Origin of the sequence: Limnohabitans sp., assembly GCF_023910625.1 — a bacterium.
Lineage (GTDB): Bacteria > Pseudomonadota > Gammaproteobacteria > Burkholderiales > Burkholderiaceae_C > Limnohabitans_A.
Genome location: NZ_JAAVVW010000003.1, coordinates 20730 through 43384 on the forward strand (window position 1 = coordinate 20730; position 22655 = coordinate 43384).

General features: G+C 61.7%; 21 protein-coding genes. 10 read left to right on the top strand and 11 right to left on the bottom strand.

The genetic code is table 11. The features are described 5' to 3' along the window. Positions 1-22 precede the first annotated feature (22 nt). The gene (gene ntrC, locus HEQ17_RS02970) at positions 23-1579 is read left to right on the top strand and encodes a nitrogen regulation protein NR(I) (protein WP_296291222.1); all 1557 of its coding nucleotides are present in this window, start codon (positions 23-25) and stop codon (positions 1577-1579) included. 165 nt (positions 1580-1744) lie between these two features. Here the strand turns inward: ntrC and HEQ17_RS02975 are convergent, their stop codons facing one another. The 8 genes from HEQ17_RS02975 to HEQ17_RS03010 all read right to left on the bottom strand — a co-directional run bounded on the left by HEQ17_RS02975 (position 1745) and on the right by HEQ17_RS03010 (position 7156). Then, positions 1745-2035 (bottom strand): 2Fe-2S iron-sulfur cluster-binding protein, encoded by a 291-nt coding sequence (locus HEQ17_RS02975; RefSeq protein WP_296291223.1) that lies wholly within the window; start codon positions 2033-2035, stop codon positions 1745-1747. Between the two features lie 42 nt (positions 2036-2077). After that, on the bottom strand, positions 2078-3487 hold the full coding sequence (locus HEQ17_RS02980) for a L,D-transpeptidase family protein (protein ID WP_296291224.1): 1410 nt from the start codon (positions 3485-3487) through the stop codon (positions 2078-2080). After that, a complete protein-coding gene (locus HEQ17_RS02985; RefSeq protein WP_296291225.1) occupies positions 3484-4560 on the bottom strand; it encodes a tetratricopeptide repeat protein in 1077 nt (358 codons plus the stop codon). The genes HEQ17_RS02980 and HEQ17_RS02985 overlap by 4 nt, the downstream gene beginning before the upstream one ends. A gap of 66 nt (positions 4561-4626) precedes the next feature. Then, on the bottom strand, positions 4627-4821 hold the full coding sequence (locus HEQ17_RS02990; protein ID WP_296291226.1) for a hypothetical protein: 195 nt from the start codon (positions 4819-4821) through the stop codon (positions 4627-4629). Positions 4822-4903: 82 nt separating this feature from the next. Beyond that, the gene (locus HEQ17_RS02995; protein ID WP_296291227.1) at positions 4904-5581 is read right to left on the bottom strand and encodes an RluA family pseudouridine synthase; all 678 of its coding nucleotides are present in this window, start codon (positions 5579-5581) and stop codon (positions 4904-4906) included. 58 nt (positions 5582-5639) lie between these two features. Next, positions 5640-5780, bottom strand: coding sequence for a hypothetical protein (locus tag HEQ17_RS03000; RefSeq protein WP_296291228.1), 141 nt, complete (start codon positions 5778-5780; stop codon positions 5640-5642). Positions 5781-5897: 117 nt separating this feature from the next. Further along, complete coding sequence (locus tag HEQ17_RS03005; RefSeq protein WP_296291229.1) at positions 5898-6536, bottom strand: NAD(P)H-dependent oxidoreductase; 639 nt, start codon at positions 6534-6536, stop codon at positions 5898-5900. A gap of 89 nt (positions 6537-6625) precedes the next feature. Further along, a complete protein-coding gene (locus HEQ17_RS03010; protein ID WP_296291230.1) occupies positions 6626-7156 on the bottom strand; it encodes a pseudouridine synthase in 531 nt (176 codons plus the stop codon). 89 nt (positions 7157-7245) lie between these two features. On the opposite strand from HEQ17_RS03010, the gene HEQ17_RS03015 reads away from it, so the two are divergent. Genes HEQ17_RS03015 through HEQ17_RS03025 form a run of 3 tightly spaced genes read left to right on the top strand, consistent with a single transcriptional unit; the run spans position 7246 to position 8600 of the window. Then, a complete protein-coding gene (locus HEQ17_RS03015) occupies positions 7246-7974 on the top strand; it encodes an SOS response-associated peptidase family protein (protein ID WP_296291231.1) in 729 nt (242 codons plus the stop codon). 60 nt (positions 7975-8034) lie between these two features. Beyond that, positions 8035-8298, top strand: a complete 264-nt coding sequence (locus tag HEQ17_RS03020; protein WP_296291232.1) for a type II toxin-antitoxin system ParD family antitoxin — start codon at positions 8035-8037, stop codon at positions 8296-8298. After that, positions 8298-8600 carry a type II toxin-antitoxin system RelE/ParE family toxin gene (locus tag HEQ17_RS03025; RefSeq protein WP_296291233.1) on the top strand — a complete coding sequence of 101 codons (303 nt, stop codon included), beginning with the start codon at positions 8298-8300 and terminating at the stop codon, positions 8598-8600. Before HEQ17_RS03020 ends, HEQ17_RS03025 begins: the two co-directional genes overlap by 1 nt. 27 nt (positions 8601-8627) lie before the next feature. On the opposite strand, the gene argH is transcribed toward HEQ17_RS03025, so the two are convergent. Then, on the bottom strand, positions 8628-10076 hold the full coding sequence (gene argH / locus HEQ17_RS03030) for an argininosuccinate lyase (RefSeq protein ID WP_296291234.1): 1449 nt from the start codon (positions 10074-10076) through the stop codon (positions 8628-8630). 48 nt (positions 10077-10124) lie between these two features. Further along, positions 10125-13043 carry a phosphoenolpyruvate carboxylase gene (gene ppc, locus HEQ17_RS03035; protein ID WP_296293655.1) on the bottom strand — a complete coding sequence of 973 codons (2919 nt, stop codon included), beginning with the start codon at positions 13041-13043 and terminating at the stop codon, positions 10125-10127. A 165-nt stretch (positions 13044-13208) separates the two neighbouring features. Here ppc and hemC point away from each other — a divergent pair, with 165 nt between their 5' ends. From hemC to HEQ17_RS03055, 4 genes are read left to right on the top strand one after another with little or no spacing between them, the layout of a single operon-like run. After that, a complete protein-coding gene (gene hemC, locus HEQ17_RS03040; protein ID WP_296291235.1) occupies positions 13209-14126 on the top strand; it encodes a hydroxymethylbilane synthase in 918 nt (305 codons plus the stop codon). A gap of 14 nt (positions 14127-14140) precedes the next feature. Beyond that, positions 14141-14974, top strand: a complete 834-nt coding sequence (locus tag HEQ17_RS03045; RefSeq protein WP_296291236.1) for a uroporphyrinogen-III synthase — start codon at positions 14141-14143, stop codon at positions 14972-14974. Then, positions 14971-16029 (top strand): uroporphyrinogen-III C-methyltransferase, encoded by a 1059-nt coding sequence (locus HEQ17_RS03050; protein WP_296291237.1) that lies wholly within the window; start codon positions 14971-14973, stop codon positions 16027-16029. The genes HEQ17_RS03045 and HEQ17_RS03050 overlap by 4 nt, the downstream gene beginning before the upstream one ends. A 6-nt stretch (positions 16030-16035) precedes the next feature. Further along, on the top strand, positions 16036-17331 hold the full coding sequence (locus HEQ17_RS03055) for a heme biosynthesis HemY N-terminal domain-containing protein (protein ID WP_296291238.1): 1296 nt from the start codon (positions 16036-16038) through the stop codon (positions 17329-17331). A 132-nt stretch (positions 17332-17463) separates the two neighbouring features. On the opposite strand, the gene HEQ17_RS03060 is transcribed toward HEQ17_RS03055, so the two are convergent. After that, positions 17464-20400 (bottom strand): Rne/Rng family ribonuclease, encoded by a 2937-nt coding sequence (locus tag HEQ17_RS03060; RefSeq protein ID WP_296291239.1) that lies wholly within the window; start codon positions 20398-20400, stop codon positions 17464-17466. A 593-nt stretch (positions 20401-20993) separates the two neighbouring features. On the opposite strand from HEQ17_RS03060, the gene HEQ17_RS03065 reads away from it, so the two are divergent. Both HEQ17_RS03065 and HEQ17_RS03070 read left to right on the top strand, forming a co-directional pair. After that, positions 20994-22010 carry an RluA family pseudouridine synthase gene (locus tag HEQ17_RS03065; RefSeq protein WP_296291240.1) on the top strand — a complete coding sequence of 339 codons (1017 nt, stop codon included), beginning with the start codon at positions 20994-20996 and terminating at the stop codon, positions 22008-22010. Next, entirely contained in the window at positions 21982-22650 is a 669-nt protein-coding gene (locus HEQ17_RS03070) for an HAD-IA family hydrolase (protein WP_296291241.1), read from the top strand. The genes HEQ17_RS03065 and HEQ17_RS03070 overlap by 29 nt, the downstream gene beginning before the upstream one ends. Positions 22651-22655: the final 5 nt, after the last annotated feature.

Below are 22655 nucleotides of genomic sequence, written 5' to 3' on the forward strand. Positions count from 1 at the left end.
ACCCACAGAAAGCGCCCCGTTGATGAAGCCGATCTGGATCGTAGATGATGACCAATCCATCCGCTTTGTGCTCGAAAAAGCACTGCTGCGAGAAGGCCTGCCCACCCGCAGCTTCACCAATCCGCGTGAGGTCATGAAAGCCCTGGAGTCAGAAAGCGAAGGCCCGCAGGTCCTGGTCAGTGACATTCGCATGCCCGGTGGCTCAGGCCTGGATTTATTGAGCGCCATCAAGCAGCGCATGCCTGGCTTGCCGGTCATCATCATGACCGCTTTTTCCGACTTGGACAGCGCTGTCTCGGCTTTTTCCAGCGGTGCATTCGAATACCTGCCCAAGCCGTTTGACTTGCCCAAGGCGGTCGAGCTGATCCGTCGCGCCGTGGGCGAGAGCCAGCGCGAAGACGTGGCCGAAGAGAAGATCGCCGATGCGCCGGAGATGTTGGGCCAGGCCCCGGCCATGCAGGACGTGTTTCGCGGCATCGGTCGCTTGGCACAAAGCCATGTGACGGTGCTGATCACGGGTGAGTCGGGTTCGGGCAAGGAGCTGGTGGCGCATGCGCTGCACAAACACTCGCCACGCGCCAACCAGCCCTTTGTGGCCATCAACACGGCCGCCATCCCGAAGGACTTGCTCGAGAGCGAACTCTTTGGCCATGAGCGTGGGGCCTTCACGGGGGCGCAAGCTTCGCGTCGCGGCCGCTTTGAACAGGCCGATGGCGGCACCTTGTTTCTGGACGAAATTGGCGACATGCCTTTTGATCTGCAGACGCGTTTGCTGCGCGTGCTCTCAGATGGCAACTTCTACCGCGTCGGCGGGCACAGCGCCGTCAAGGCCAATGTGCGCGTGATCGCCGCGACCCACCAGGACCTGGAGCAGCGCGTCAAGGAAGGCGTGTTCCGCGAAGACTTGTACCACCGCCTGAACGTGATTCGCCTGCGCCTGCCCGCCTTGCGTGAGCGGCGCGAAGACGTGCCTGTGCTGGCGCGTTACTTCTTGCAGCGCAGTGCTCAGCAGTTGGGCGTTGAGCCCAAACGCATGGACGATGCCGCGCTGGAGCGTCTGAGTCACTTCCAGTTTCCTGGCAATGTGCGTCAGCTGGAAAACATCTGCCACTGGCTCACGGTGATGGCTCCGACGCAGGTGATTGAAGTCAAGGACCTGCCGCCCGAAGTGTTGGTCCCATCAGCGTCAGCTTCGGCCGCGCCTGCCATGTTCACGGCCTTGTCTTCTGGCGTGGGGGGCGGCTTGGCCGACGCCCCACTGGGGCAGTTAGAGCCAGAACAGCTTGCCAGCCATGACCTCCCGTTGGACGCGTACAACTTGGTCACGCCTTTAGACGCCGCCGTGTTCAACCCTGGTGTCATGGGCTGGGAGCCCAGCTTGGAACAAGAGGCCCTGGCCTTGCTTAAATCAGGCCGCACCGATGTGTGGGACGCGCTCACCCGCCGTTTCGAAACCAGCCTGATTCAGGCGGCACTCGCCACCACGCGGGGCCGCCGCATCGAGGCGGCGCAAAAACTGGGCATCGGCCGCAACACCATCACCCGTAAAATCCAGGAGCTGGGCCTGGACGAAGCCTGACGCACGCTGGCACCTATTGATCAGGCCCGATGAAGTTTGAATGGCCCATGTTGTTGTTGGCCATGCGGGTATCTTTGTCTTTGCAGGAGCCCACAGGGGTGGGCTCCTGCAAAATAAGCTGTTCCGTGAACAGGGTTAACGACTTCAATGGGCCGGATCAACAGATCAGGCAAAGGGATCTTGCAGCACCACATCGCTCAAGGGGCGTGCCACGCAGGGCAACACGCAGCCCTCGGCTTTTTCTTCAGATGTCAGGCCGGGCCATGCCATCTCGTAAACCACCTGCCCTGAAACCAGCTGGCCAATGCAGGTGCGGCAAGTGCCTGATCGGCAGGAGCTGGGCCACTGCAGACCACCTTGCTCCATCGAGTCGAGCAAGCTCTGCGTTTTCCAGGCGTCAAAGCTGCCCCCTTCAGGGGCGATGCGAGCATTGAAAAACGGGATGTCGGTGTTCATGCGGGTTTGGCTATGTGACGTTCGGGCTCAAGCTGGGCGCGATCAGGCGGGCCCCTGATACACCAGCCGCCATTGTCCATTTTCCTTTTGCCAATAAGTGCGCAAATAAGCGCCACCTTGGGGATGGGTCTGGTTGGGGTCTTTCAGCGTCACCACCATGGTGTTGTCCTGGTCTTTCCAGTTCAAAACAGACACCAACTCCAGCGGCTGGGCTTGGCTGTAACCCAAGGTGGTTTTGGCCAGTCGAGGCCAGACTTGCACCAAAGACATGCCGTCTTGTTCATAACGCAGACTGTAGTGAATTTTCAGGGCCTCGGGGTCGCGGCCATTGCGCGCTTGCAGCCATTGGTCCAGCGCGGGCTTAAAGGCGGCCCATGTCTGACCGGACTGGTCAGCGTTCACCCATTCGAGTTGGTCCGCAAGGATCACCGGGGTCATGCGCAACTCGGGCATTTGCAGCAATCGCCTCATTTCGGGGTTGGAGAGCACGACGCAGCCATCGGTGGACTCCGGCGCTCTCGCGTACTGAGCACTGGGCGTGCCGTGCATCCAAATGCCCGAGCCAGTTTTTTTCCGCATCACATCCACTGCATGAGGGTAGTTCAGCGTTAAGGCCCCTGCGCCAAACAAATCGGGCAGGCCCTCGCCGGACAAATTGCGCTGAATGAAATAAATACCCAGTGGGGTTTTGCCATCGCCTTCTCTGTCTTTGCCCATCCCATTGATGCCCACCGAGATGTAGCTTTCCTTGACCAGGTGCAGCTGCAATCGGCCATCGCTGCCACTGCGATTTTCAAACCAGTAGAGACGCGATTTGGAAGCGTCTACGGCCGCCACATAAGCCTGCTGTGGGCTGAGAAAGGCCAGTGCTGAAGGGATTTTTCCCTGCAGGCTTTGCGCGCTGTCACGCTGAAGACGGCGTTTGGATTCCAAGAGCAGTCCGTCCAGGCGCTTGCGCAAAGAGGGCGCATTGTTGTCATCCGCAGCAGGCCAGACCACGGGGTTGGCCGAGCTGATGTTGAGCAAGTCGGCGTAAAGCAACTGACCAAGCTGGAAGTTGGGAAAGCGCTCGACCAGCATGCTGGCCGTCGCCAGGGCCTGGGCCCGTTCGCCCTCGCCCAATTGGGCGTAAATTTGCCGCACCGATTGCTCGGGGTCGGGTGCGTTGGGTGCTTGTGACACCTCGGCCGGTGGGTTGAAGGCCAGACGCCATTGCAGGGCTGGCGATGAAGTCAAGCCCAAGCTGAGGCTGACTTGGTTCCGGGCATTTTTTATGCGAGGCCCTTCGGTGTCAGTCCACCACCAGAGCCAGGCCACCAAAATCAGCATCACACCCAGCCAGCCTAGGCCCTTCCGTTGCCAGGGGTGGGGTTTGGGCATTGAGCCGGGAGCGGGCTTGACGCTGCTGCGGACCTGGGGATCGGAAGGCGGCAAGCCGCGTCTGGAACTCAATTTACCGACTCGCGCACGATCAGCCAGCGGTTACCTTGCCGCACCATGTCCAGGGTTTTGCGGCTGCTGACCTTCAAATGATCCGAGGTGTACAGCTGCTGGAAACGGACCGATGCCGTCTCGCCATTGCTGCTGATCTTCATGTCCCGCACCTGCACCGAGATTGATTTTTTGGACACGATGCGGATACGGCGGTCACTCTCCCATTGGGCACGCGTGACCTGGTTGGTGGGAGTGAAGTTGTGGGCATAAGCGGCGTAATAACGCGCCATCTCTTTGTCGCTCCAGGCTTTGGCCCAGTTTCGCACCGCTTTTTCGATGGCAGCGTGTTCTGCTTGTCGGGCGTTGGCTGAAGAGCTTGCTGCTGGGGGTGTGGCTGGCGCAGCAGCTGGAGTCGCTGCGATGACAGGTGCCGGGACTTGGCTGGCGGCTTGGCCCGGAGTCGGAGTCGAAGTCGGAGAAGCAGGTCGCGTGATCGAAGCCACATTCTGGGCGGGGGGCTGGCCACGCAGATCGTTGCCCATGCTGCCCAGCAAAGTCAATTGGGGGGCGGTGCTCTTGGCTTTGGGGTCGACCTGCAGGGCCTTGGCATAGCTTTGTTTGGCCAGTTGGCTGTGTACATCCGACAGGTTGCGGTGGGCTGCTGCGTAGCTGGGGTGGGTTTGCAGGGCTTTCTCCAGAAATACTTTGGAGGCATCAAGCTGGCCTTTGGAGGCATAAAGCACACCCAGGTTGTTGTAGGCCTCGGATTGATCGGGATGCGTTTGGCTGATTTGCTTGAAGGTGTCGATGGCCTTGTCGATTTGACCTTGTTGGGCTTGAATCACGCCCTCCATGAAGCGCCATTGCACGGCCTGGGGGGCGTTCTTGCGTTCCTTTTGAACCAGTTGGCGAGCTTGCTCAAGCTGCCCGCCCTGAATGGCTTTTTTGATGGCTTCTTCGGCGGTTGCAGGGCTTTGCGCCCACGCGGTCGAAGTCCACCCGAGCAGGCCCAAGGACAGGACCAGCGTGGCCAGGCAACAGGCATGGCGCAGGAGGGCCAAGCGCCTGGGCTCAAAGGGGAAAAGCAACATGGACAGACAGACTCAAAATCAAAGAAACCTATTTTATCGGGCGAATGCCCAGGGACCCAGTTGCCATCAACGTTTCGCTGAACTGGCCTTCAGCGATGCCAGCAGCCAATGGGTCATGCTCAGCGTCTCGCCGGTGATGGAGCTGTGGTTTCGCGACGCGGTGCAGGCCCTGGGCACCGCGCTGGTGCTGGCCCCGCTGAGGGCGCGCGCCATGTGGCACACCCACAGCCTGCGCTGGCAGTTGCTGCGCGGCCTGTTCATGGTCTCATGCAGCTTGTTGGTTTTTTACTGCTTGCAGCGCATGCCGGTGGCCGAGTTCACCGCCACCGTCATGCTCACACCCCTAGGTCAAAGGGGTGATGAACGGCAATGTGGCAAACCATTGCACCGGGGCCTTGAATGCAAGTGCTTGTTCGGTGAAGGGGTGCACAAAGGCCAATTCTTGTGCGTGCAGCAGCAAGCGGGGGCTGAGCGCCTTGATGTCCGGCGGTGCGTACAGTGAGTCGCCCAGCATTGGGTGGCCAATGCTTTGCAGGTGCACGCGCAGCTGATGGGTGCGGCCCGTGACGGGTTCGAGCTCGATCAGGCTGGCGCTGGCGCTGGTTTGCAGGGCACGCCAGCGGCTGCGGCTGGCTTTGCCGTCAGAGTGAATGATGTGCAGCGGGCGGCGTTCCCAGTCCAGCAAGATCGGTCCGTCAATGGTGCGCCAACCGTCTTCGTCAGTCTCCACGGCCGCTTGGGATTGCGCAGGGTGGCCCGCCACCACCGCCACGTAGCGTTTGTGGACTTGCCGGGTTTCAAACAGGCGGCTCAGGCGGCGCTGAGCTTCGATGCCGCGAGCCATCAGCAACAGGCCCGAAGTGTCCTGGTCCAGGCGGTGCACCACCAGCGCTTCGGGGTAACGGGCTTGCACGCGGGCTGACAGGCAGTCTTGTTTGTCGGGGCCGCGCCCGGGAACGGAGAGCAAACCGCTGGGTTTTTCAAGCACCAGCAGGTGCTCGTCTTCGAAAAGGGGGGTCATGCCGACAATCAAAACAAAAAGCGCTGGCCACGGGTGCCATCGCCTTGCTGGGGTGCGCTCAGGAGGGTTTGACCTTGCCGCGAGGTGCGACCAGAGTGGTCGGGGCCACAGGACGGTCGGATGTGAAAGTCTTGGGTGGTGACGTGTCTTTTTTTGGCTTCTTGGCCATTTTGTTGCTGCGTTGTTCGCCTTTGGCCATGTTGGTTCCTTGGGTAGACATCCCGGCTTGGGAAGCCCTTGATGTTAAAGCACAAAGCCGCAGAATCTGCGGCTTTGTGAGGGCATCAAGACAGCCCGTTTGCAGCGGGCGCGGTCATTATTTGACTTCGGTCACAAACTGGGCGGTGGGGCGGCGCACTTTTTTCAGATTTGCCAACCAATCGCCCTCGGCAGCACGGTAGCCCAGGGGCACGAGGACCACGCTGCGCAGGCCGCGAGCGCGCAGACCCAAAATTTCGTCCACCGCTTTGGGGTCAAAGCCTTCCATAGGCGTGGCGTCCACTTCTTCAAAAGCGGCGGCGATCAGGGCTGCGCCCAAGCCGATGTAGGCCTGACGCGCCGCGTGCTCGTAGTTCACCTCGGGTGTGCGGGCAGGGTAGTTCTTGAGCAGGGTCTGGCGGTAGTTTTCCCAGCCTTCGTTGGTGCCGCCGCGCTGCGCGTTGGTCAGGTCAAACATCATGTTGATGCGCTCGGCCGTGTAGTTGTCCCAGGCGGCAAACACCAGCAGGTGCGAGCCGTCGGTGATCTGGGCCTGGCCCCAGGCCTTGGGCTTGATCTGCTCGCGCACGGCGGGGTTGGTCACCACGAAGATTTCAAACGGCTGCAGACCGCTGGAGGTGGGGGCCAGACGTGCGGCTTCGACGATGCGATCGACCTTGTCTTGGGACACAGACTTGGTCGGGTCCATTTTTTTGCAGGCGTAGCGCCATTCGAGTTTGTTCAGCAAGTCAGACATGCCGGTTCCATTGGGGGTTGAAAGATGCGCGATTGTGCAGGAAGACGACGGGCACCAGCGTTGCGTTGGCGCAAGCCAATGCCCCCGGCTCAGATTTGCTGCCAAGTGCCTGTGGGCAGGCCATCCAGGGTGTAGGGCCCCACGACGGTGCGGATGAGGCGCAGTGTGGGCAAACCCACGGCGGCGGTCATGCGGCGCACTTGGCGGTTGCGGCCCTCGCGAATCACCAGCTCCAGCCAAGAGGTCGGAATGTTATGGCGCTCGCGAATCGGCGGGGTGCGTGGCCACAGGTCAGCGGTCGGCTGCACCGCGCTGGCTCGGGCGGGCAGGGTGGGGCCGTCGTTCAACGTCACGCCCCGGCTCAGTTGGTTCAACGCTGCCTGAGTCACCATGCCCTCCACTTGCACCAGGTAGGTTTTTTCCATTTTGAAGCGCGGGTCGGCAATGCGGGCCTGCAGTGGGCCATCGTCGGTCAGCAGCAGCATGCCTTCGTTGTCGGCGTCCAGCCGGCCCGCCACGTAAACGCCAGGCAAGTCGATGTGGTCCTTGAGCCCACGCCAGCGCCCCTCAGGGGTGAACTGGCTGAGCACCCCATAAGGCTTGTTGAAGCGAATCAGCATGGGCAGGAAAGTCTTGTCATCGAGCTCTGAGCGTATCAGGTCGCAGGGGCGCGTTCGATCCGCGCCGCCCGTGGGTTAGCATCGACCGCATGAGCACCCAATACGAATGCCTGAAAAGCCCCGACCTGTACGCCGAGGCCTTTGGCATCGCCCCGCCCGACGCCCTGCTGGGCAAAGAAGTCTGGCCGCGCCAGCCGGGTTTTTTCATCCGCAAGGCGCTGGTGGCGGCTGAACAAGTCCAGGACTCCACCTCTGAATCCCATGTTGAGAATCCAGCTGAAGCCGCCTCTACGTCAGCCCCCGCCAGCCCGCTGGTGATGGAATTGGCCCAAGGCCAATTCGGTCTCGTGCCCACCTGGGTCAAGTCGGCGTCTGATGCCAAGCTGCGGTCCACCAAGTTGGCCGTGACCCGTTTTGAGACCATGAGCACCGCCACGGCCACGCGCGAGACCTGGCTCAAGGGCCAGCGCTGCATCATTCCCATGCAGGCCTTTTTCGAAGACGACTGGCGCAGCCGCAAAGCTGTGCCCACACGCATCGCCCGCGTGGACGGCCAGCCCATGGGGGTGGCGGGCTTGTGGGAGCACTGGACACAAGGCGAAGAAGAAATCATCAGCTTCACCCTGCTCACAGTCAACGCCAACAGCCACGCCCTGATGAACCGCTATGGTCAAAACGGCAACGAAAAACGCATGCCCGCGATCTTGAACGAGGGTGGCTACGGTGCCTGGCTCAGCGCCCCCATCGACAAAGCACGCGAGTTCATGCGGGCCTACCCAGCCCACTTGCTGTTGGCCAATCCGGTGCAAAAACGCTGAGCCTTTGCGCTGCCAACAAATGCCTTAATATGGCAATCTTTGGCATCAAAGGGAACGCAAATGGCGCTCAATGTATCTTTGCCCATGGAGCTCGAGGCCCGTGTTCGTCAGCATGTTGCTTCCGGCATGTATGGCTCTGCCAGCGAAGTCATTCGTGAGGCGCTCAGGCTTTTTGAGGCGTATCAGTCTGTTCAACAGTCAAGTCTGGTGGCGCTCAAGTCAGACATTGAACGTGGCATGGAAGACGTCAAAGCAGGTCGAAGCAAGCCAATGGACATGGCCGCCATCAAGGCGCGTGGTCGTGCCGCTCAAAAGATGCCTTGATGTCCACGGTATCTTTTGCGCAAAGCGCAGAGACGGATTTGCTGGAAGCCTGGACCTTCATCGCCGAACAAAGCTTTGAAGCGGCAGACCATGTTTTAGATGTCATTGAACAGGAAGCGCAAACGCTCGCTCTTCAACCTTTGATGGGGCGTGCACGACCTGAGCTCGCTGAAGGCATTCGGTGCTGGCCCACATCAAGCTCATACAACTTGTACTACTTACCAATTGCCAGCGGAGGTATTACCGTCGTTCGCGTTCTTCATCACGCCCGTGATGTTCAAAGCCGCAATTTTTTGATCTGAATTGACGGCTTCGGCGGGCTTTTCCCCTCAGCCTAAACGGCTGCGATGCCGAGCAATCTGCGCCCGCACTTGCACCGGTGCCGTGCCGCCCAGCGTGTTGCGGGCGTTGAGTGAGCCTTGCAGGCTGAGCGGGCCAAACACATCGGCTTCGATCCGGCTGTCGAACTTTTGCAGGGTTTCCAGAGACAACTCTGACAAATCCACGCCCAAACCCTGTGCTGTTTTGACCGCGTGGGCCACCACTTCGTGGGCATCGCGAAACGGCAGGCCTTTTTTGACCAAATAGTCGGCTAAGTCGGTCGCGGTGGCGTAGCCTTTTTTCACGGCAGCTTCCATCGCAGCGGCGTTGACGGTGATGCCGCCTTCTTTGATGCCCGTAGCCGGGTTGACCTGGCCGCCCACCATTTCGCAGAAGATGCGCAGCGTGTCTTTGAGCGTGTCGACCGTGTCGAACAGCGGCTCTTTGTCTTCTTGGTTGTCTTTGTTGTAGGCCAGGGGTTGGCCCTTCATCAGGGTGATCAGGCCCATCAGGTGACCGACCACACGGCCGGTCTTGCCGCGTGCCAACTCGGGCACATCGGGGTTTTTCTTCTGCGGCATGATGGAAGAGCCGGTGGTGAAGCGGTCGGCAATGCGCACAAAGCCGAAGTTCTGGCTCATCCACAAGATCAACTCTTCAGAGAGGCGGCTGATGTGCACCATGCACAGGCTGGCTGCGGCGGTGAATTCGATGGCGAAGTCGCGGTCGCTCACGCCGTCTAGGCTGTTCTGGCAGACCTGCGGGTTGCCGTGTTCGTCGACCATGCCCAGGGTGCGGGCCACGCGTTCGCGGTCCAGTGGGTAGGTGGTGCCCGCCAAAGCGGCGCTGCCCAGCGGCAGGCGGTTGGTGCGGCGGCGCACGTCGCTCATGCGCTCGGCATCGCGGCTGAACATTTCCACATAGGCCAGCAGGTGGTGCGCAAAGCTCACCGGCTGGGCCACTTGCAGGTGGGTGAAGCCCGGCATGATGACTTCGACGTTTTGTTCGGCCACATCGACCAGCGACTTTTGCAGGTCGGCCAACAAATCGATGATCAGGTCCATCTCGGTGCGCAACCACAGGCGCACGTCGGTGGCCACTTGGTCGTTGCGGCTGCGGCCGGTGTGCAGGCGCTTGCCCGCGTCACCCACCAAGGTGGTCAAGCGCGCTTCGATGTTCAGGTGCACGTCTTCCAGGTCGAGCTTCCACTCAAACGCGCCGGATTCGATTTCTTGCGTGATCTGCGCCATGCCACGCTGGATGTCGGCCAGGTCTTGCGCGCCGATGATGTTTTGTGCGGTCAGCATCTCGGCGTGGGCCAGGCTGCCGGTGATGTCGGCTTGCCACAGGCGCTTGTCAAAGAACACGCTGGCGGTGTAGCGCTTGACCAACTCACTCATGGGCTCCGAAAAAAGCGCGGACCAGGCTTGGGATTTGGTGTTGAGTTGGTTTGTCATAGGTGGAAGATTTTATCGGGCAGCCAGCGACCAACTGGAAGCCGGTGTTCAACCCGTGTTGCGCAAGCCCGCCGCGATGCCGTTGATCGAGATGTGAATGCCGCGCTGCACACGCTCGTCGGCCTGGCCAGCGCGGTAGCGGCGGATCAACTCGACTTGCAGGTGGTGCAACGGGTCGATGTACGGAAAGCGGTGGCGAATGGACCGGTCCAGGGCCGGGTTGCTCGCCAGGCGGTTCTTCTCGCCGGTGATCTGGGCCAGCGCGTCAGCCGTGCGGTGCCATTCGGCTTCGATGGCGGTGAAGATTTTTTTGCGCAGGCGGGCGTCGCTGACCAGCTCGGCATATCTGGAGGCCAGGGCCAGATCGCTCTTGGCCAGCACCATGTCCATGTTGGACAGCAGGGTGCGAAAAAACGGCCACTGGCGGTACATTTTTTGCAGCAGAGCCAGCGCCGCTTTGCGCTCGGCGGCCTCGGGCTTGTCCAAAAAGGCGGCCACCGCCGAGCCAAAGCCCAGCCAGCCGGGCAGCGTCAGGCGGCACTGGCCCCAACTGAAGCCCCACGGAATGGCGCGCAGGTCTTCGATTTTTTGCAGGGCCTTGCGCGAGGCGGGGCGCGAGCCGATGTTCAACTGCGCCAGTTCCTGGAGGGGCGTCGCACCAAAAAAGTAGTCGTTGAAGCCGGGGGTCTCGTACACCAGGGCGCGGTAGGCGTCCATGCTGGCCTCGGACAATTCCGCTGCCGCCTCCAGAAATGCGCGTGTGGCGGGCTTGGTGGGTTGCAGCAGCGTGGCTTCGAGTGTGGCAGCGACCAGGGTTTCGAGGTTGCGGCGGCCGATCTCGGGGTTGGCGTATTTGGAGCCAATCACTTCGCCTTGCTCGGTCAGGCGAATCTGGCCGCGCACGGTGCCGGGGGGCTGCGCCAGGATAGCCTGGTAGCTGGGGCCACCACCCCGGCCCACCGTGCCGCCCCGGCCGTGGAACATGCGCAAGGTGATGCCGTGGCTGCGCTGGAGTTGGTCAAACAACTCGACCAGGGCAATCTCGGCGCGGTACAGCTCCCAGTTGCTGGTGAAAATGCCGCCGTCCTTGTTGCTGTCCGAGTAGCCCAGCATGATGTCTTGTTCGCCGCCCGAGCGCTGCACCAGCGCGGCCACACCGGGCAGGGCATAAAAGTCGCGCATGATGGGCGCGGCGTTGCGCAGGTCTTCGATGGTCTCGAACAGGGGCACCACGATCAGGTCGTTGTGCGCGCCGGTGTCTCGACCGCCGCCGGGCCGCCCCAAGGCGGTCGACCTCCCTTGGGGGGCAGCGTCAGCGTGGGGGTCATACAAAATGCCGCGCATCAGCCCCACTTCTTTTTGCAGAAGCAACACCTCCAGCAAGTCACTCACGGTTTCGGTGTGGCTGATGATGTAGTGGCGAATGGCCTGTTTGCCAAAGGTGCCAAGCATGCGCTTGGCGGTTTCAAAGATGGCCAGCTCAGACACGGCGTGTGCGCTGTACTCGGCACCAGGCACACGCAGCGGACGGGCGTCGTTCAGCAGGCCCAGCAGCAGGGCTTGCTTGGCCTCTTCGTCCAGTTGGCTGTAGTGTTTTTCCATGCGTGCTGCGGCCAGCAGTTCGGCCACCACTTTTTCGTGTTGGTCCGAGTTTTGGCGCAGGTCCACCGTGGCCAAATGAAAGCCAAACACTTGCACAGCCCGAATCAGCGGGTGCAGGCGCTGCGCAGCGACGGCCTCGGCATGGTGGCTGCACAAAGAGGCTTCGATGGTGTGCAGGTCGGCCAAAAATTCTTCGGCGTTGGCATAGGGGTTTTGCGGGGCCACGGCATGGCGGGCTGCATCTCCCCCGGTCAGTGCCTTTAAAGTGGCGGCCAGGCGGGCGTAAATGCCCGTGAGCGCCCGTCGGTACGGCTCGTCTTGGCGGTGTTCGTTGGTGTCGGGCGAGCGCGCGGCCAGGGCCAGCATCTCGGGGCCAAAGGGCACCAGCATGGCCGACAGCGACAATTCGCTGCCCAAAAAGTGCACCTCGGTCAGGTAGTGGCGCAGGGCCACATCGCTTTGGCGGGTCAGGGCGTGTTGCAGCGTTTGCGCGGTCACGTTGGGGTTGCCGTCGCGGTCGCCGCCAATCCACTGGCCCATGCGCAAAAAGCTGGCAATCGGTTGGCCGGGCAATGCGAGCTCCAGCTCGGCGTAGAGCTTGGGGATTTCGCGCAAAAAGGTGGCTTCGTAATAGCTCAGCGCGTTTTCAATCTCGTCGGCCACGGTGAGTTTGGTCAAGCGCAGCAAACGGGTTTGCCACAGCTGCATCACGCGGGCGCGCATTTGCAGCTCATTGGCGGCCAGTTCTTTGGGGCTGAGCGCGTCTTTGGCGGCATTGACGGCAGCGGCGCGGGCCTTGATGGCGTCGCGCTCGGTCAGCAGGTGGGCGATGTCGCGCTCGGCGTCCAGAATGCTTTTGCGCTGCACTTCGGTCGGGTGGGCCGTGAGCACGGGCGAGACATAGCTGGTGGCCAGCATGTCCGAGATGCTGCGCGGCGTGATGCCCGCCCAGCGCAGGCGCTGCAGCGCCACGTCGATGCTGCCTTCTTGCGTGTGGCCTGCACGTTCGTGGATGGCGCGGCGGCGGATGTGGTGACGGTCTTCAGCCAGATTGGCCAGGTGGCTGAAATAAGTGAAGGCGCGGATCACGCTCACAGCGCGGTCGCCCGGCAGGCTTTTGAGCCGTTTTTTCAGGGCCTTGTCGGCCTCGTGGTCGGCGTCGCGCCTGAAAGCCACCGACAACTTGCGGATTTGCTCGACCAGCTCGTAGGCCTCGGGGCCTTCTTGCACCCGAATCACATCGCCCAAAATGCGGCCCAGCAAGCGGATGTCCTCCACCAGGGGCCGTTCGCTGTCGCGTTTTTCGCGGGTGCTGATGGCGGGTTTGGCGAGGGGCAAGGCGTGGTCTGATGTGGCCTGTTTCATCGTGTACTGTGGGCTGAGTGTGTGAAAGAGCGGGCGCACCGGGTGCGCGTCGGTGTCAATCGGGGGTGTCAATTTCCCTTGATGCCATGCTAGCATCGACAGGAGAGACAAAATGACCACTTGATTTCATTTTGATGGGGTCAAAATTTTTTCAGGAACCCTGCCGTGACCGAGACTGCACCGCCCGCCATCGTCATTGCCACCCGAGAGAGCCGATTGGCTTTGTGGCAAGCCGAACATGTCAAATCCTTGCTGGAGGGGCTCGGTTGCAGGGTCTCATTGTTGGGCATGACCACCCAGGGAGACCAAATTCTGGACCGCAGCTTGTCCAAGGTCGGTGGCAAAGGCCTGTTTGTCAAGGAACTCGAAGTGGCGCTGCAAGAGGGGCATGCCGACATCGCGGTGCATTCGCTCAAAGACGTGCCCATGGACATGCCCGAGGGCTTTGAGTTGGCCTGCGTGATGGAACGCGAAGACCCGCGTGATGCTTGGGTTTCGCCGCAATACGCCCGACTGGAAGATCTGCCCCAGGGCGCGGTGGTCGGCACCTCCAGCTTGCGCCGCACGGTGTTGCTGCGCGCGCTGCGCCCCGACCTGAAAATCGAGCCCCTTCGCGGCAACCTGGACACGCGCCTGCGCAAACTTGACGAAGGCCAGTACGCGGGCATTGTGCTGGCGGCTGCGGGCCTCAAGCGTCTGGAGATGAGCGAGCGGATTCGCCACATTTTTGAGACCGACCAAATGTTGCCCGCCGCAGGGCAGGGCGCACTGGGCATCGAGATCCGCAGTGACCGGGCCGACTTGCGCGCCTTGCTGGCCCAGTTGGCCGATGCGCCGTCGTGGCGGCGTGTGGCGGCCGAGCGGGCGGTGAGCCGCGCCATGGGCGGCAGTTGCTCCATGCCTTTGGCGGCGCATGCCACCATTGAGGGTGACGTGCTCAAGTTGCAAGCGGCCTGGGGCGACCCGGAAGGTGCGACCACCTTGGTCACGGCCCATGCGCAAGCCAGTGCCGATGGCCTGCAGGCCGCCGAGGCACTGGGCCTGCGCGTGGCCCAAGCCTTGCGTGACGGCGGAGCGCGTTGAGCGCTGGCGCAGACATGGCGCTGGCTGCCTCGGCATCTTCAAGTGTGATCGTCACCCGGCCTGAGCGCGAAGCCAAAGCCTGGGCCGATGACTTGCAGGCCCGGGGCGTGCGCTGCGAGACGCTGCCCCTGATTGAAATTGCCGCATTGCCAGAGCCTTCGGTCTTGACGCCTGTCTGGCAAGAGGTACACAAGCATCTGGCGGTGATGTTTGTCAGCGCCAATGCGGTGCGATTTTTCATGGCGGCGCGCCCTGATAACTTGTCCTTGAACGATTGCCGCGCCTGGTCCACCGGGCCCGGGACACGGGCGGCCTTGCTGCAAGCAGCGTGGCCCGCTGATTGGATCGATTCGCCCGATGAAGCAGCTTCGCAGTTTGACTCCGAAGCGCTTTGGTCTCTCGTGGCGCATCGCGTTGAAGCCGACGTCAAGCGCTGGCAGGCCTTGAATTTGACGGCGTCTGCAGAGCAACCGTCTGTTTTGATTGTGCGCGGTGCTGATGCACAAGGTCAATTGGCAGGGCGTGACTGGTTGGCCTTGCAGATGGAGGCGGCGGGTCTTCGGGTGCACCAGACGGTGGCTTATGTGCGCCAGCCCCCTCGCTTGACCCCGGGCCAGCAACAGCGTGCACGCCAGGCCATGAGCGACGGCAGCCGATGGTTGTTCAGCAGCTCCGAAGCGGCCCAGTATTTGATGCAGGCTTGTCCCGACCTGCCCCTGGATCACGCCAAAGCCCTGGCGACCCATCCCCGTATCGCCCAGAAGTTGAGGCAATCCGGCTGGCCTTGTGTTGAATTGGTGCCGCCTGGACTGCAGGCCCAGGCGCAGTCTATAAAATCCAGCCCATGACAGACCCAACAGAAGTCGTCCCCAGCCCTGAGCCTGCAGCCCAGGCCAGTACCTCCGGCACACCTGCGGCGCAGCGCTCCTGGCTTGTGTTGAGGGTGGTAGCGGCTTTGGCTGTGATCGGTCTCTTGTCTTCGGTTTTCCTGTGGCAAAAGCTGGAGCGGATTCAGGAACAACTGGCTCGCCAGAGCGCTGATGCGGGGGCGCAAGCCCTGGAGGCCAGAACCTGGGCCAAACAAGCGCAGGAAACCGTGCAGGACAACGGCGCACGGGTGGCGCTTCTGGAGGCCCGTTTGGCAGAGTTGGCGCAGCAGCGCAGCCAGTTGGATGATCTGATGCAAAGCCTTTCGCGCACCCGGGATGAAAACATGGTGGTGGACATGGAGTCTGCTTTGCGCATTGCCCAACAGCAAGCCTTGATGACGGGCAGCACCGAGCCCTTGCTCGCCGCCCTGAAATCGGCCCACAAGCGCGTGCAGCGTTCAGCTCAGCCCCGTTTGTTGACGGTCTCGCGCGCGCTCGAAAAAGACCTGGAGCGTCTGAACAATTTGCCGGCCTTCGATTTGCCGGGCCTGATGGTCAAGCTGGACGAGGGGGTGACCTTGGTGGATGGCCTGGTCTTGGCCAATGAGGCTTTGTCGTCTCAAAACAAGTCGCGCGCCCACACCGAAATGCCGGGCATGCCCAGCACCTTGTCATGGTGGATGGCTGGCTTGACACGCATGGGCGACGAGTTCAGGAGCTTGTTCAGGGTCAGCCGCATTGATGCTCCAGAGGCCGCTTTGTTGTCGCCCGAGCAAGCTTTTTTTGTTCGTGAAAACATCAAACTCAAGTTGCTCAATGCCAGGTTGGGTTTATTGGCCCGGCAAAAGGATGGGGTGCGAGCCGATCTCAGTGCCTCGGCCATTTTGGTTCGTCGCTATGCTGAGCCGCAATCTCGGCGCACGACCCAATTGTTGCAGTTGCTGGAGCAAACCAGCGAACAAGTTCGCACCGCCGAGGTGCCCCGCATTGAGGCTTCACTGGCGGCCTTGAATGCAGCCGCTGCAGAAAGGTAAAGCGCCATGCGTGCAGCTCTGTGGCTCATTGCCCTGTTTGCCTTGGCTGCTGCGGGGGCTTGGTTGGCCGGGAGTAACCAGGGTACTGTCAGCTTGTTTCTTTACCCGCACAGGGTGGACATGTCTCTGAACCTGGCTTTTGTGCTGGTGTTGTCGGTGGTGGTTTTGGTGATTCTGGCTCAGCGTGCGCTGGCCGCTTTTTTCTCATTGCCGCAAAAAGCCCAGCGTTGGCGATTGCAACAAAAAGAAAGAGCCAGCCATGCGGCATTGCTCGATTCGATCGGGCACTTCATGGCGGGGCGTTTTTTGCGTGCCCGTAAATCGGCTGAACAAGCCTTGAGCAAAGAGGCCTTGCTGGCAGAGACTGGCGTGACTCTGGAGCATGCCGTGTCTTTGCGTGCCCTGGCGCACATCATGGCAGCCGAGGCATCTCATGCCCTGCAGGACAAGGCCCAAAGGCAGCACCATCTTGAGCAAGCGACATCCCAGGCTTGGCAAGCCCAAGCCAGTGAGCGTCAAACTTTGCTGGAGGGCACGCGCATGCGTGCGGCCCGTTGGATGCTGGATGACCGGGACGCTGCTGCCAGCCTGGATGAGTTGGAGGCTTTGCCGCCTGCAGCAGGTCGGCGCATGGTGGCGATGCGGCTTCAGCTCAAGGCAGCCCGTTTGGCAGGTCAACCTGCCAAGGCGCTTGAAATCGCCACATTGCTGGCCAAGCACAAGGCTTTTTCGCCGGTTGCCGCCCAAAGCCTGTTGCCCCGCTTGGTGCTGGAATTGATTGCCCACACGCACGACACAGACGCCTTGCAGCGCACCTGGAAGCGCCTGACCGACGCCCAGCGTTTGATGCCCGAGGTGGCGGCAGAGGCGGTCTTGCGTTGGTTAAAGCTGGGCGGCACCCCCCAGATGGGCAGGACCTGGCTGCAGGACCTGTGGCCTACCCTCCAGGCGCAGCACTCCAGTTGGTCAACCGAGCAACGGGTGAGGTTTGTCCAGGCCCTGGAGGCCTGCCTGCCCGATGTGGATGCCCCAGATGCGCTGGTCTGGCTGTCGCGTTTGGAGAGTGCCCAGCAATCGCAGCCCAGGTCGGCCCATTTGCAATATTTGGCGGGCATGCTGTATTGGCGGCACCATCTTTGGGGAAAGTCCCAAAGCCTGTTGAGCCAAGCCGCCAAAAATCTGGACAGCCCTGCGCTCAAGCGAAAGGCCTGGATCGTCTTGGCCGAACTGGCCGAGCAGCGCCAGAACCCGCAGGAAGCAGCGCTGGCCTGGAAGCAGGCGGCGGTGTGTTCACTCGACTGAAAATTTTTTTCGGGTGTGTCGCCTGACGGCCCAGGCGATGTTTCGGTTCGCAGGCTCAACCTCTCCCACCCCCAAAAAAACCGGGCCATCAGACCCGGTTTTTTGTGGGCGACAGAGGCTCACATGCCCAACTCAGAATGGCACTTTCAAGGTGTTGAGGTCTTTGCGTGTTTCCACCAGAACCAGCGGGCCTTCATGGAGCACCACCGCAGGCGGGCGCTCACGGGGTACGCGAACCGCTTGGGGTTCGGCGGCAATGGCCACCTGCGCGGCAGCCACTTTGCTGGCATCGGAGTTCACCCAAACCAGACCCGAGCTTTGCGCCAGTGCTTGCAGTCCTTCCATCGGCAGGGTGTAGCTATTGACGCGGGGCAAGCCGATGCGCGCTGAGTCTGCGGCCGCAGCCGCAGGTGTTGCTGCAGGCCCGGCCACAACATCGGTCACCTCTGGCGCAGTCCACACCTCAGGGACTGCGGCCACGGAGTCGGCAGGCCTTGCCGTGCTGGCGACCGAGTCTTCGGCAGCGGGGGCCGCAGCGGCTTGTCGTGCCCGCTCAAAGTAAGAGCGTGGTGCAGGGCGGTCGTCTTCGGTGCTGGCCTCGGCGGCAGCGGGGGTGGCGTTGTCTTGAGCCGGGTTTTCTTCGCTGGCGCGGTCACGACGGTCACGGCCGTAGCGGTCACGAGAGCGGCGCTCTCGGCGTTCACCGATTGCGTCAGCGGGCGCGCCAGCTTCTGGGGCGAGCTGGGCTTCTGGGCCTTGATCCGCGATCACCTCGGTGGCGAGGCTGTTTTCGTTGGATGTGTTGGCTGCGTTGTCTGCCGGGCGGCGTTCGCCACCTCGCTCTCGACGGGCTTCACCGCCGCGTTCTCCACGTTCACGGCGACCCTCAGCGCGGCCTTCCCCCCGGGGGGCACGCTCTTGACGCACTTCGGTGCCATCGGCATTCAACTCGGGGCTGGCATCGCTGCGGCCTTCATTTTTGCCTTCCTGACGGTTTTCACCACGAGCCTCGCGACGGCCTTCACGGGCAGGACGGTCAGCGACAGTGCGTTCAGCGCGCTCGCCGCGTGCCGGACGGGCTTCGCCTTCGCGCAACTCGTTGCGGACTTCGGCGCGGCCCTCACTGCGACCTTCGCCACGGCGACCGCCCTCGCGGGGGGCGCGGACTTCCGCATTGGCTATTTCGGTGCGCTCGCCTCGGCGACCATCGCGACCACCACGACGGCCTTCACGAACACCATCACGCCCTTCGGTGCGGCGCTCGCCCTGGCGACCTTCGCGTGTTTTTCCATCCTTTTTGCCGACAGCGGCTGGCACCGCTTCCGGGGCGTTGCCGCCGAACAGGCTTTTCAGCCAGCCAAAGAAACCGCCCGTGGCAGCCGGGGCGACCCCTGCTGCGGACGCAGACTTGCGCGCAGGTTTGGCTGCGGCGGTCGGTGCTTCTGGCTTGAGCGGGGCAACCGGTGCCGGCGCATCGGGCAGCACGCCCTTGATGACGGGTGTTTGCTTGTTGGTGGGTTCTTGCGAACGGCGCGTCACGGTGGTGGCGTCTTCGATCTCTTCGGCCATCTTGTAGCTGACTTCGATGCGGTCCAGGCGTGGGTCGTCATGCTTCAGCCGTTCCAGCTTGTAGTGCGGCGTTTCCAGCGACTTGTTGGGCACCAGCAGCACATTGATGCGTTGCTGCAATTCGATCTTGGCGATCTCGGAGCGCTTTTCATTGAGCAGGAAAGACGCCACTTCGACGGGCACTTGCGCGTGCACAGCCGCGCTGTTGTCCTTCATGGATTCTTCCTGGATGATGCGCAGGATCTGCAGCGCCGAGCTTTCGGTGTCACGAATGTGGCCAGCGCCGCCGCAACGTGGGCAAGGGATCGAGGCACCTTCGCTCAAAGCAGGCTTCAAGCGCTGGCGGCTCATTTCCAGCAGGCCGAACTTGCTGATCGAGCCGAATTGCACGCGGGCGCGGTCTTGGCGCAGGGCGTCGCGCAGGCGGTTTTCCACATCGCGGCGGTTCTTGCTTTCTTCCATGTCGATGAAGTCGATGACGATCAAGCCGCCCAAATCGCGCAGGCGCATTTGCCGGGCCACTTCGTCGGCGGCTTCCAGGTTGGTGCGGGTGGCGGTTTCTTCGATGTCGCCGCCCTTGATGGCACGGGCCGAGTTCACGTCCACCGACACCAGGGCTTCGGTATGGTCAATCACGATGGCGCCGCCAGACGGCAGCTGCACCGTGCGGGCATAGGCCGATTCGATCTGGTGCTCGATCTGAAAGCGGCTGAAGAGTGGTGCGTCGTCGCGGTAGCGCTTCACGCGGGTTGCGAACTCGGGCATCACATGGCTCATGAACTGCTGAGCCTGGTCGTAGATGTCGTCGGTGTCGATCAGGATGTCGCCGATGTCGTTGTTGAAATAGTCACGAATCGCGCGAATGACCAGCGAGGATTCTTGGTAAATGAGGAAAGCGCCTTTGCCTTGGGTGGCGCCGTCAATGGCCGTCCAAAGTTTGAGCAGGTAATTCAGGTCCCACTGCAGCTCGGGCGCAGAGCGGCCAATGCCGGCGGTGCGGGCAATGATGGACATGCCCTTGGGGTACTCCAGTTGGTCCATCGCCTCTTTGAGTTCGGCGCGGTCGTCGCCCTCGATGCGGCGGCTGACACCGCCACCACGGGGGTTGTTCGGCATGAGCACCACATAGCGGCCCGCCAGGCTGACGAAAGTGGTCAGCGCCGCGCCTTTGTTGCCGCGCTCTTCTTTTTCGACCTGCACCAAGAGGGATTGACCCTCCTTGATGACGTCCTGGATGCGGGCCTGGCTGACGGACACGCCTTCAGCAAAGTACTGGCGCGAGATTTCCTTGAAGGGCAAAAAGCCGTGGCGGTCTTCGCCATAGTCCACAAAGCAGGCTTCGAGGGAGGGCTCGACGCGCGTGACGATGGCTTTGTAGATGTTGCCCTTGCGCTGTTCGCGGCCTTCGATTTCGATTTCGTAGTCGAGGAGTTTTTGTCCATCGACGATGGCCAGGCGGCGCTCTTCAGCTTGCGTGGCGTTGATCAGCATCCGTTTCATGATGCGTTCCTTCTCTTGTCAGCGTGGCTTCGGTGCAGCAAGATGACTGCACGCGAAAACCTGTTTACACAACCGGCTTCCGGTTCTTGGGAACCGCGAAGCCCACGTTGCCGGAGCTGACGCCTGAAACGAAGGGAATTGCCGAGGATGATCGCCATTCAACTGCGCGTGAGCACAGCAATGGGGATCGAGGCGCGTGGATGGGGCGAGGCAAAAGGCGTGTACAGGGTCGTCCACTGCCGGGGGCTCTCCCCGGTATCCAGGACAAACTGGCGGTCACCAGGCGTGACGATGGAGCATGGCTTCGTGAGCCGTTCCAAGTACATCAGCAAAGTTCCGAACAACACAACAAGCATCTCGCTTTGATCCGCCCAGCAGCCCGGGGGGCTGCTGAACTGGGGGTATTCCGTATCTGGGTTTCTGGGCGTCGGCCCAACCTCGGGGCGTTTTGCCACTGTTGGCGTTGGCCTTCAGTCTGCAAATCGTGCCGGGGATGGCATCGAACATCTGGTTTGGCGCGGTGGTGGTGGACTAAACTCCCGCTGGACAGGAATTCATTTCCATTTGAATCAACCACTTACAACCAATTGCCAGTGAATCACATTATAGGGGCCAAGTCCGATGCCGCGTCGCCCGCCGTCAAATGGTTGTGGGTGGACGAGGAGTCTGCGGGCCAGCGTTTGGACAACTTTTTGATGCGCGAGCTCAAAGGGGTGCCCAAAACCCATGTTTACCGCATCATCCGCAGCGGCGAAGTGCGCATCAACAAGGGCCGGGCTTCGGCCGAGACCCGGTTGGCCGTGGGCGACAAGGTGCGACTGCCGCCTGTGAGGGTGTCCGAAAAGGTCGCCGAAAAGGCAGCCCAACCCGCGCCTGGCCGAGAATTCCCGGTTTTGCTGGAAGACGACAGCCTGATGGCGATCGACAAACCCGCTGGCGTGGCGGTGCATGGCGGCTCGGGCGTGAGCTTTGGCGTGATTGAGCAATTGCGCCAAGCCCGACCCCAGGCCAGATTGCTGGAGCTGGTGCACCGGCTGGACCGCGACACCAGCGGGATCTTGCTGGTGGCCAAAAAGCGCAGCGCCCTCAAAAACTTGCAGGACCAGTTCCGCGAACGCGAAACGGGCAAGACTTACCTGGCGCTGGTTCAAGGCGACTGGCCCGCCAAACTGAAATTGATCGACTTGCCTCTGGTCAAGTATTTGCTGCCGGGCAAGGACGGGATGGAGGGCGAGAGGCGCGTCAAAGTGACCACGTCCGAAGACCCGGACGGCATGCGATCGATCACCTGGGTCAAGGTGGCCGGGCGCCTGCCGGGGGCCACTTTGCTGGAAGTGACCATCAAAACCGGGCGTACCCACCAGATCAGGGTGCACTTGTCGTCGCAGGGTCATCCCATCGCGGGCGATGACAAATATGGCGATTTCGAGTGGAATCGTCAGCTCCACAAACCGGCGGTCCTGCCCGGCCTCAATCGCATGTTCTTGCATGCCTGGCGCTTGCAGTTCAGCCACCCCGTGAGCGCCGAGCGGATTGCCCTGCAGGCCGACTTGCCTGCCGAATTGAAAGCGTACCTGGACCATGCCCAACTCAAGACCCCGCCAGTTTGACCTGATCGCTTTTGACTGGGACGGCACCCTGTTTGATTCCACCGCCATCATCACCCGCTGCATCCAGCGCGCGGTGGTGGATGTGGGCGGGCAAGAGCCCACGCGCCAAGCCGCTTCTTATGTCATCGGCATGTCGCTCGGGCCTGCGCTGGCCCATGCTGCGCCCGATGTGCCCAAGGACAAATACCCCGAACTGGGTGAGCGCTACCGCCACCATTACCTCATGCACCAAAACGACATCGGCCTGTTTGACGGCGTGCTCGATTTGCTGGACGACCTGAAAACCCGCCACCACTGGCTGACGGTGGCGACGGGTAAAAGCCGTCACGGTCTGAACGAAGCCCTGCAGGTGGTCGAGTTGCGCGGCGTGTTCGATGGCTCGCGCACGGCCGATGAAACCGCTGGCAAGCCCAGCCCCTTGATGCTGCACGAGTTGATGCGTGAGTTTGGCGTCGAGCCCGAACGCACCCTGATGATTGGCGACACCACGCACGACCTTCAAATGGCCTTGAATGCGGGTTGCGCCAGTGTGGGCGTGAGTTACGGCGCGCACGAACCCAATGCTTTTCATGGCCTGAAACCGCGTCACGTGGCTCACAGCGTGCGCGAACTGCACGGCTGGTTGTTGCAACACGCTTGAAACCA

Bases quoted from the DNA above. Each gene is read 5' to 3' on its own strand.
- ntrC (WP_296291222.1), top strand. From the start codon at position 23: ATGAAGCCGATCTGGATCGTAGATGATGACCAATCCATCCGCTTTGTG.
- HEQ17_RS02975 (WP_296291223.1), bottom strand. From the start codon at position 2,035: ATGAACACCGACATCCCGTTTTTCAATGCTCGCATCGCCCCTGAAGGG.
- HEQ17_RS02985 (WP_296291225.1), bottom strand. From the start codon at position 4,560: ATGTTGCTTTTCCCCTTTGAGCCCAGGCGCTTGGCCCTCCTGCGCCAT.
- HEQ17_RS02990 (WP_296291226.1), bottom strand. From the start codon at position 4,821: ATGAACAGGCCGCGCAGCAACTGCCAGCGCAGGCTGTGGGTGTGCCAC.
- HEQ17_RS02995 (WP_296291227.1), bottom strand. From the start codon at position 5,581: ATGACCCCCCTTTTCGAAGACGAGCACCTGCTGGTGCTTGAAAAACCC.
- HEQ17_RS03000 (WP_296291228.1), bottom strand. From the start codon at position 5,780: ATGGCCAAAGGCGAACAACGCAGCAACAAAATGGCCAAGAAGCCAAAA.
- HEQ17_RS03005 (WP_296291229.1), bottom strand. From the start codon at position 6,536: ATGTCTGACTTGCTGAACAAACTCGAATGGCGCTACGCCTGCAAAAAA.
- HEQ17_RS03010 (WP_296291230.1), bottom strand. From the start codon at position 7,156: ATGCTGATTCGCTTCAACAAGCCTTATGGGGTGCTCAGCCAGTTCACC.
- HEQ17_RS03015 (WP_296291231.1), top strand. From the start codon at position 7,246: ATGAGCACCCAATACGAATGCCTGAAAAGCCCCGACCTGTACGCCGAG.
- HEQ17_RS03020 (WP_296291232.1), top strand. From the start codon at position 8,035: ATGGCGCTCAATGTATCTTTGCCCATGGAGCTCGAGGCCCGTGTTCGT.
- HEQ17_RS03025 (WP_296291233.1), top strand. From the start codon at position 8,298: ATGTCCACGGTATCTTTTGCGCAAAGCGCAGAGACGGATTTGCTGGAA.
- argH (WP_296291234.1), bottom strand. From the start codon at position 10,076: ATGACAAACCAACTCAACACCAAATCCCAAGCCTGGTCCGCGCTTTTT.
- ppc (WP_296293655.1), bottom strand. From the start codon at position 13,043: ATGAAACAGGCCACATCAGACCACGCCTTGCCCCTCGCCAAACCCGCC.
- HEQ17_RS03045 (WP_296291236.1), top strand. From the start codon at position 14,141: ATGGCGCTGGCTGCCTCGGCATCTTCAAGTGTGATCGTCACCCGGCCT.
- HEQ17_RS03050 (WP_296291237.1), top strand. From the start codon at position 14,971: ATGACAGACCCAACAGAAGTCGTCCCCAGCCCTGAGCCTGCAGCCCAG.
- HEQ17_RS03055 (WP_296291238.1), top strand. From the start codon at position 16,036: ATGCGTGCAGCTCTGTGGCTCATTGCCCTGTTTGCCTTGGCTGCTGCG.
- HEQ17_RS03060 (WP_296291239.1), bottom strand. From the start codon at position 20,400: ATGAAACGGATGCTGATCAACGCCACGCAAGCTGAAGAGCGCCGCCTG.
- HEQ17_RS03070 (WP_296291241.1), top strand. From the start codon at position 21,982: ATGCCCAACTCAAGACCCCGCCAGTTTGACCTGATCGCTTTTGACTGG.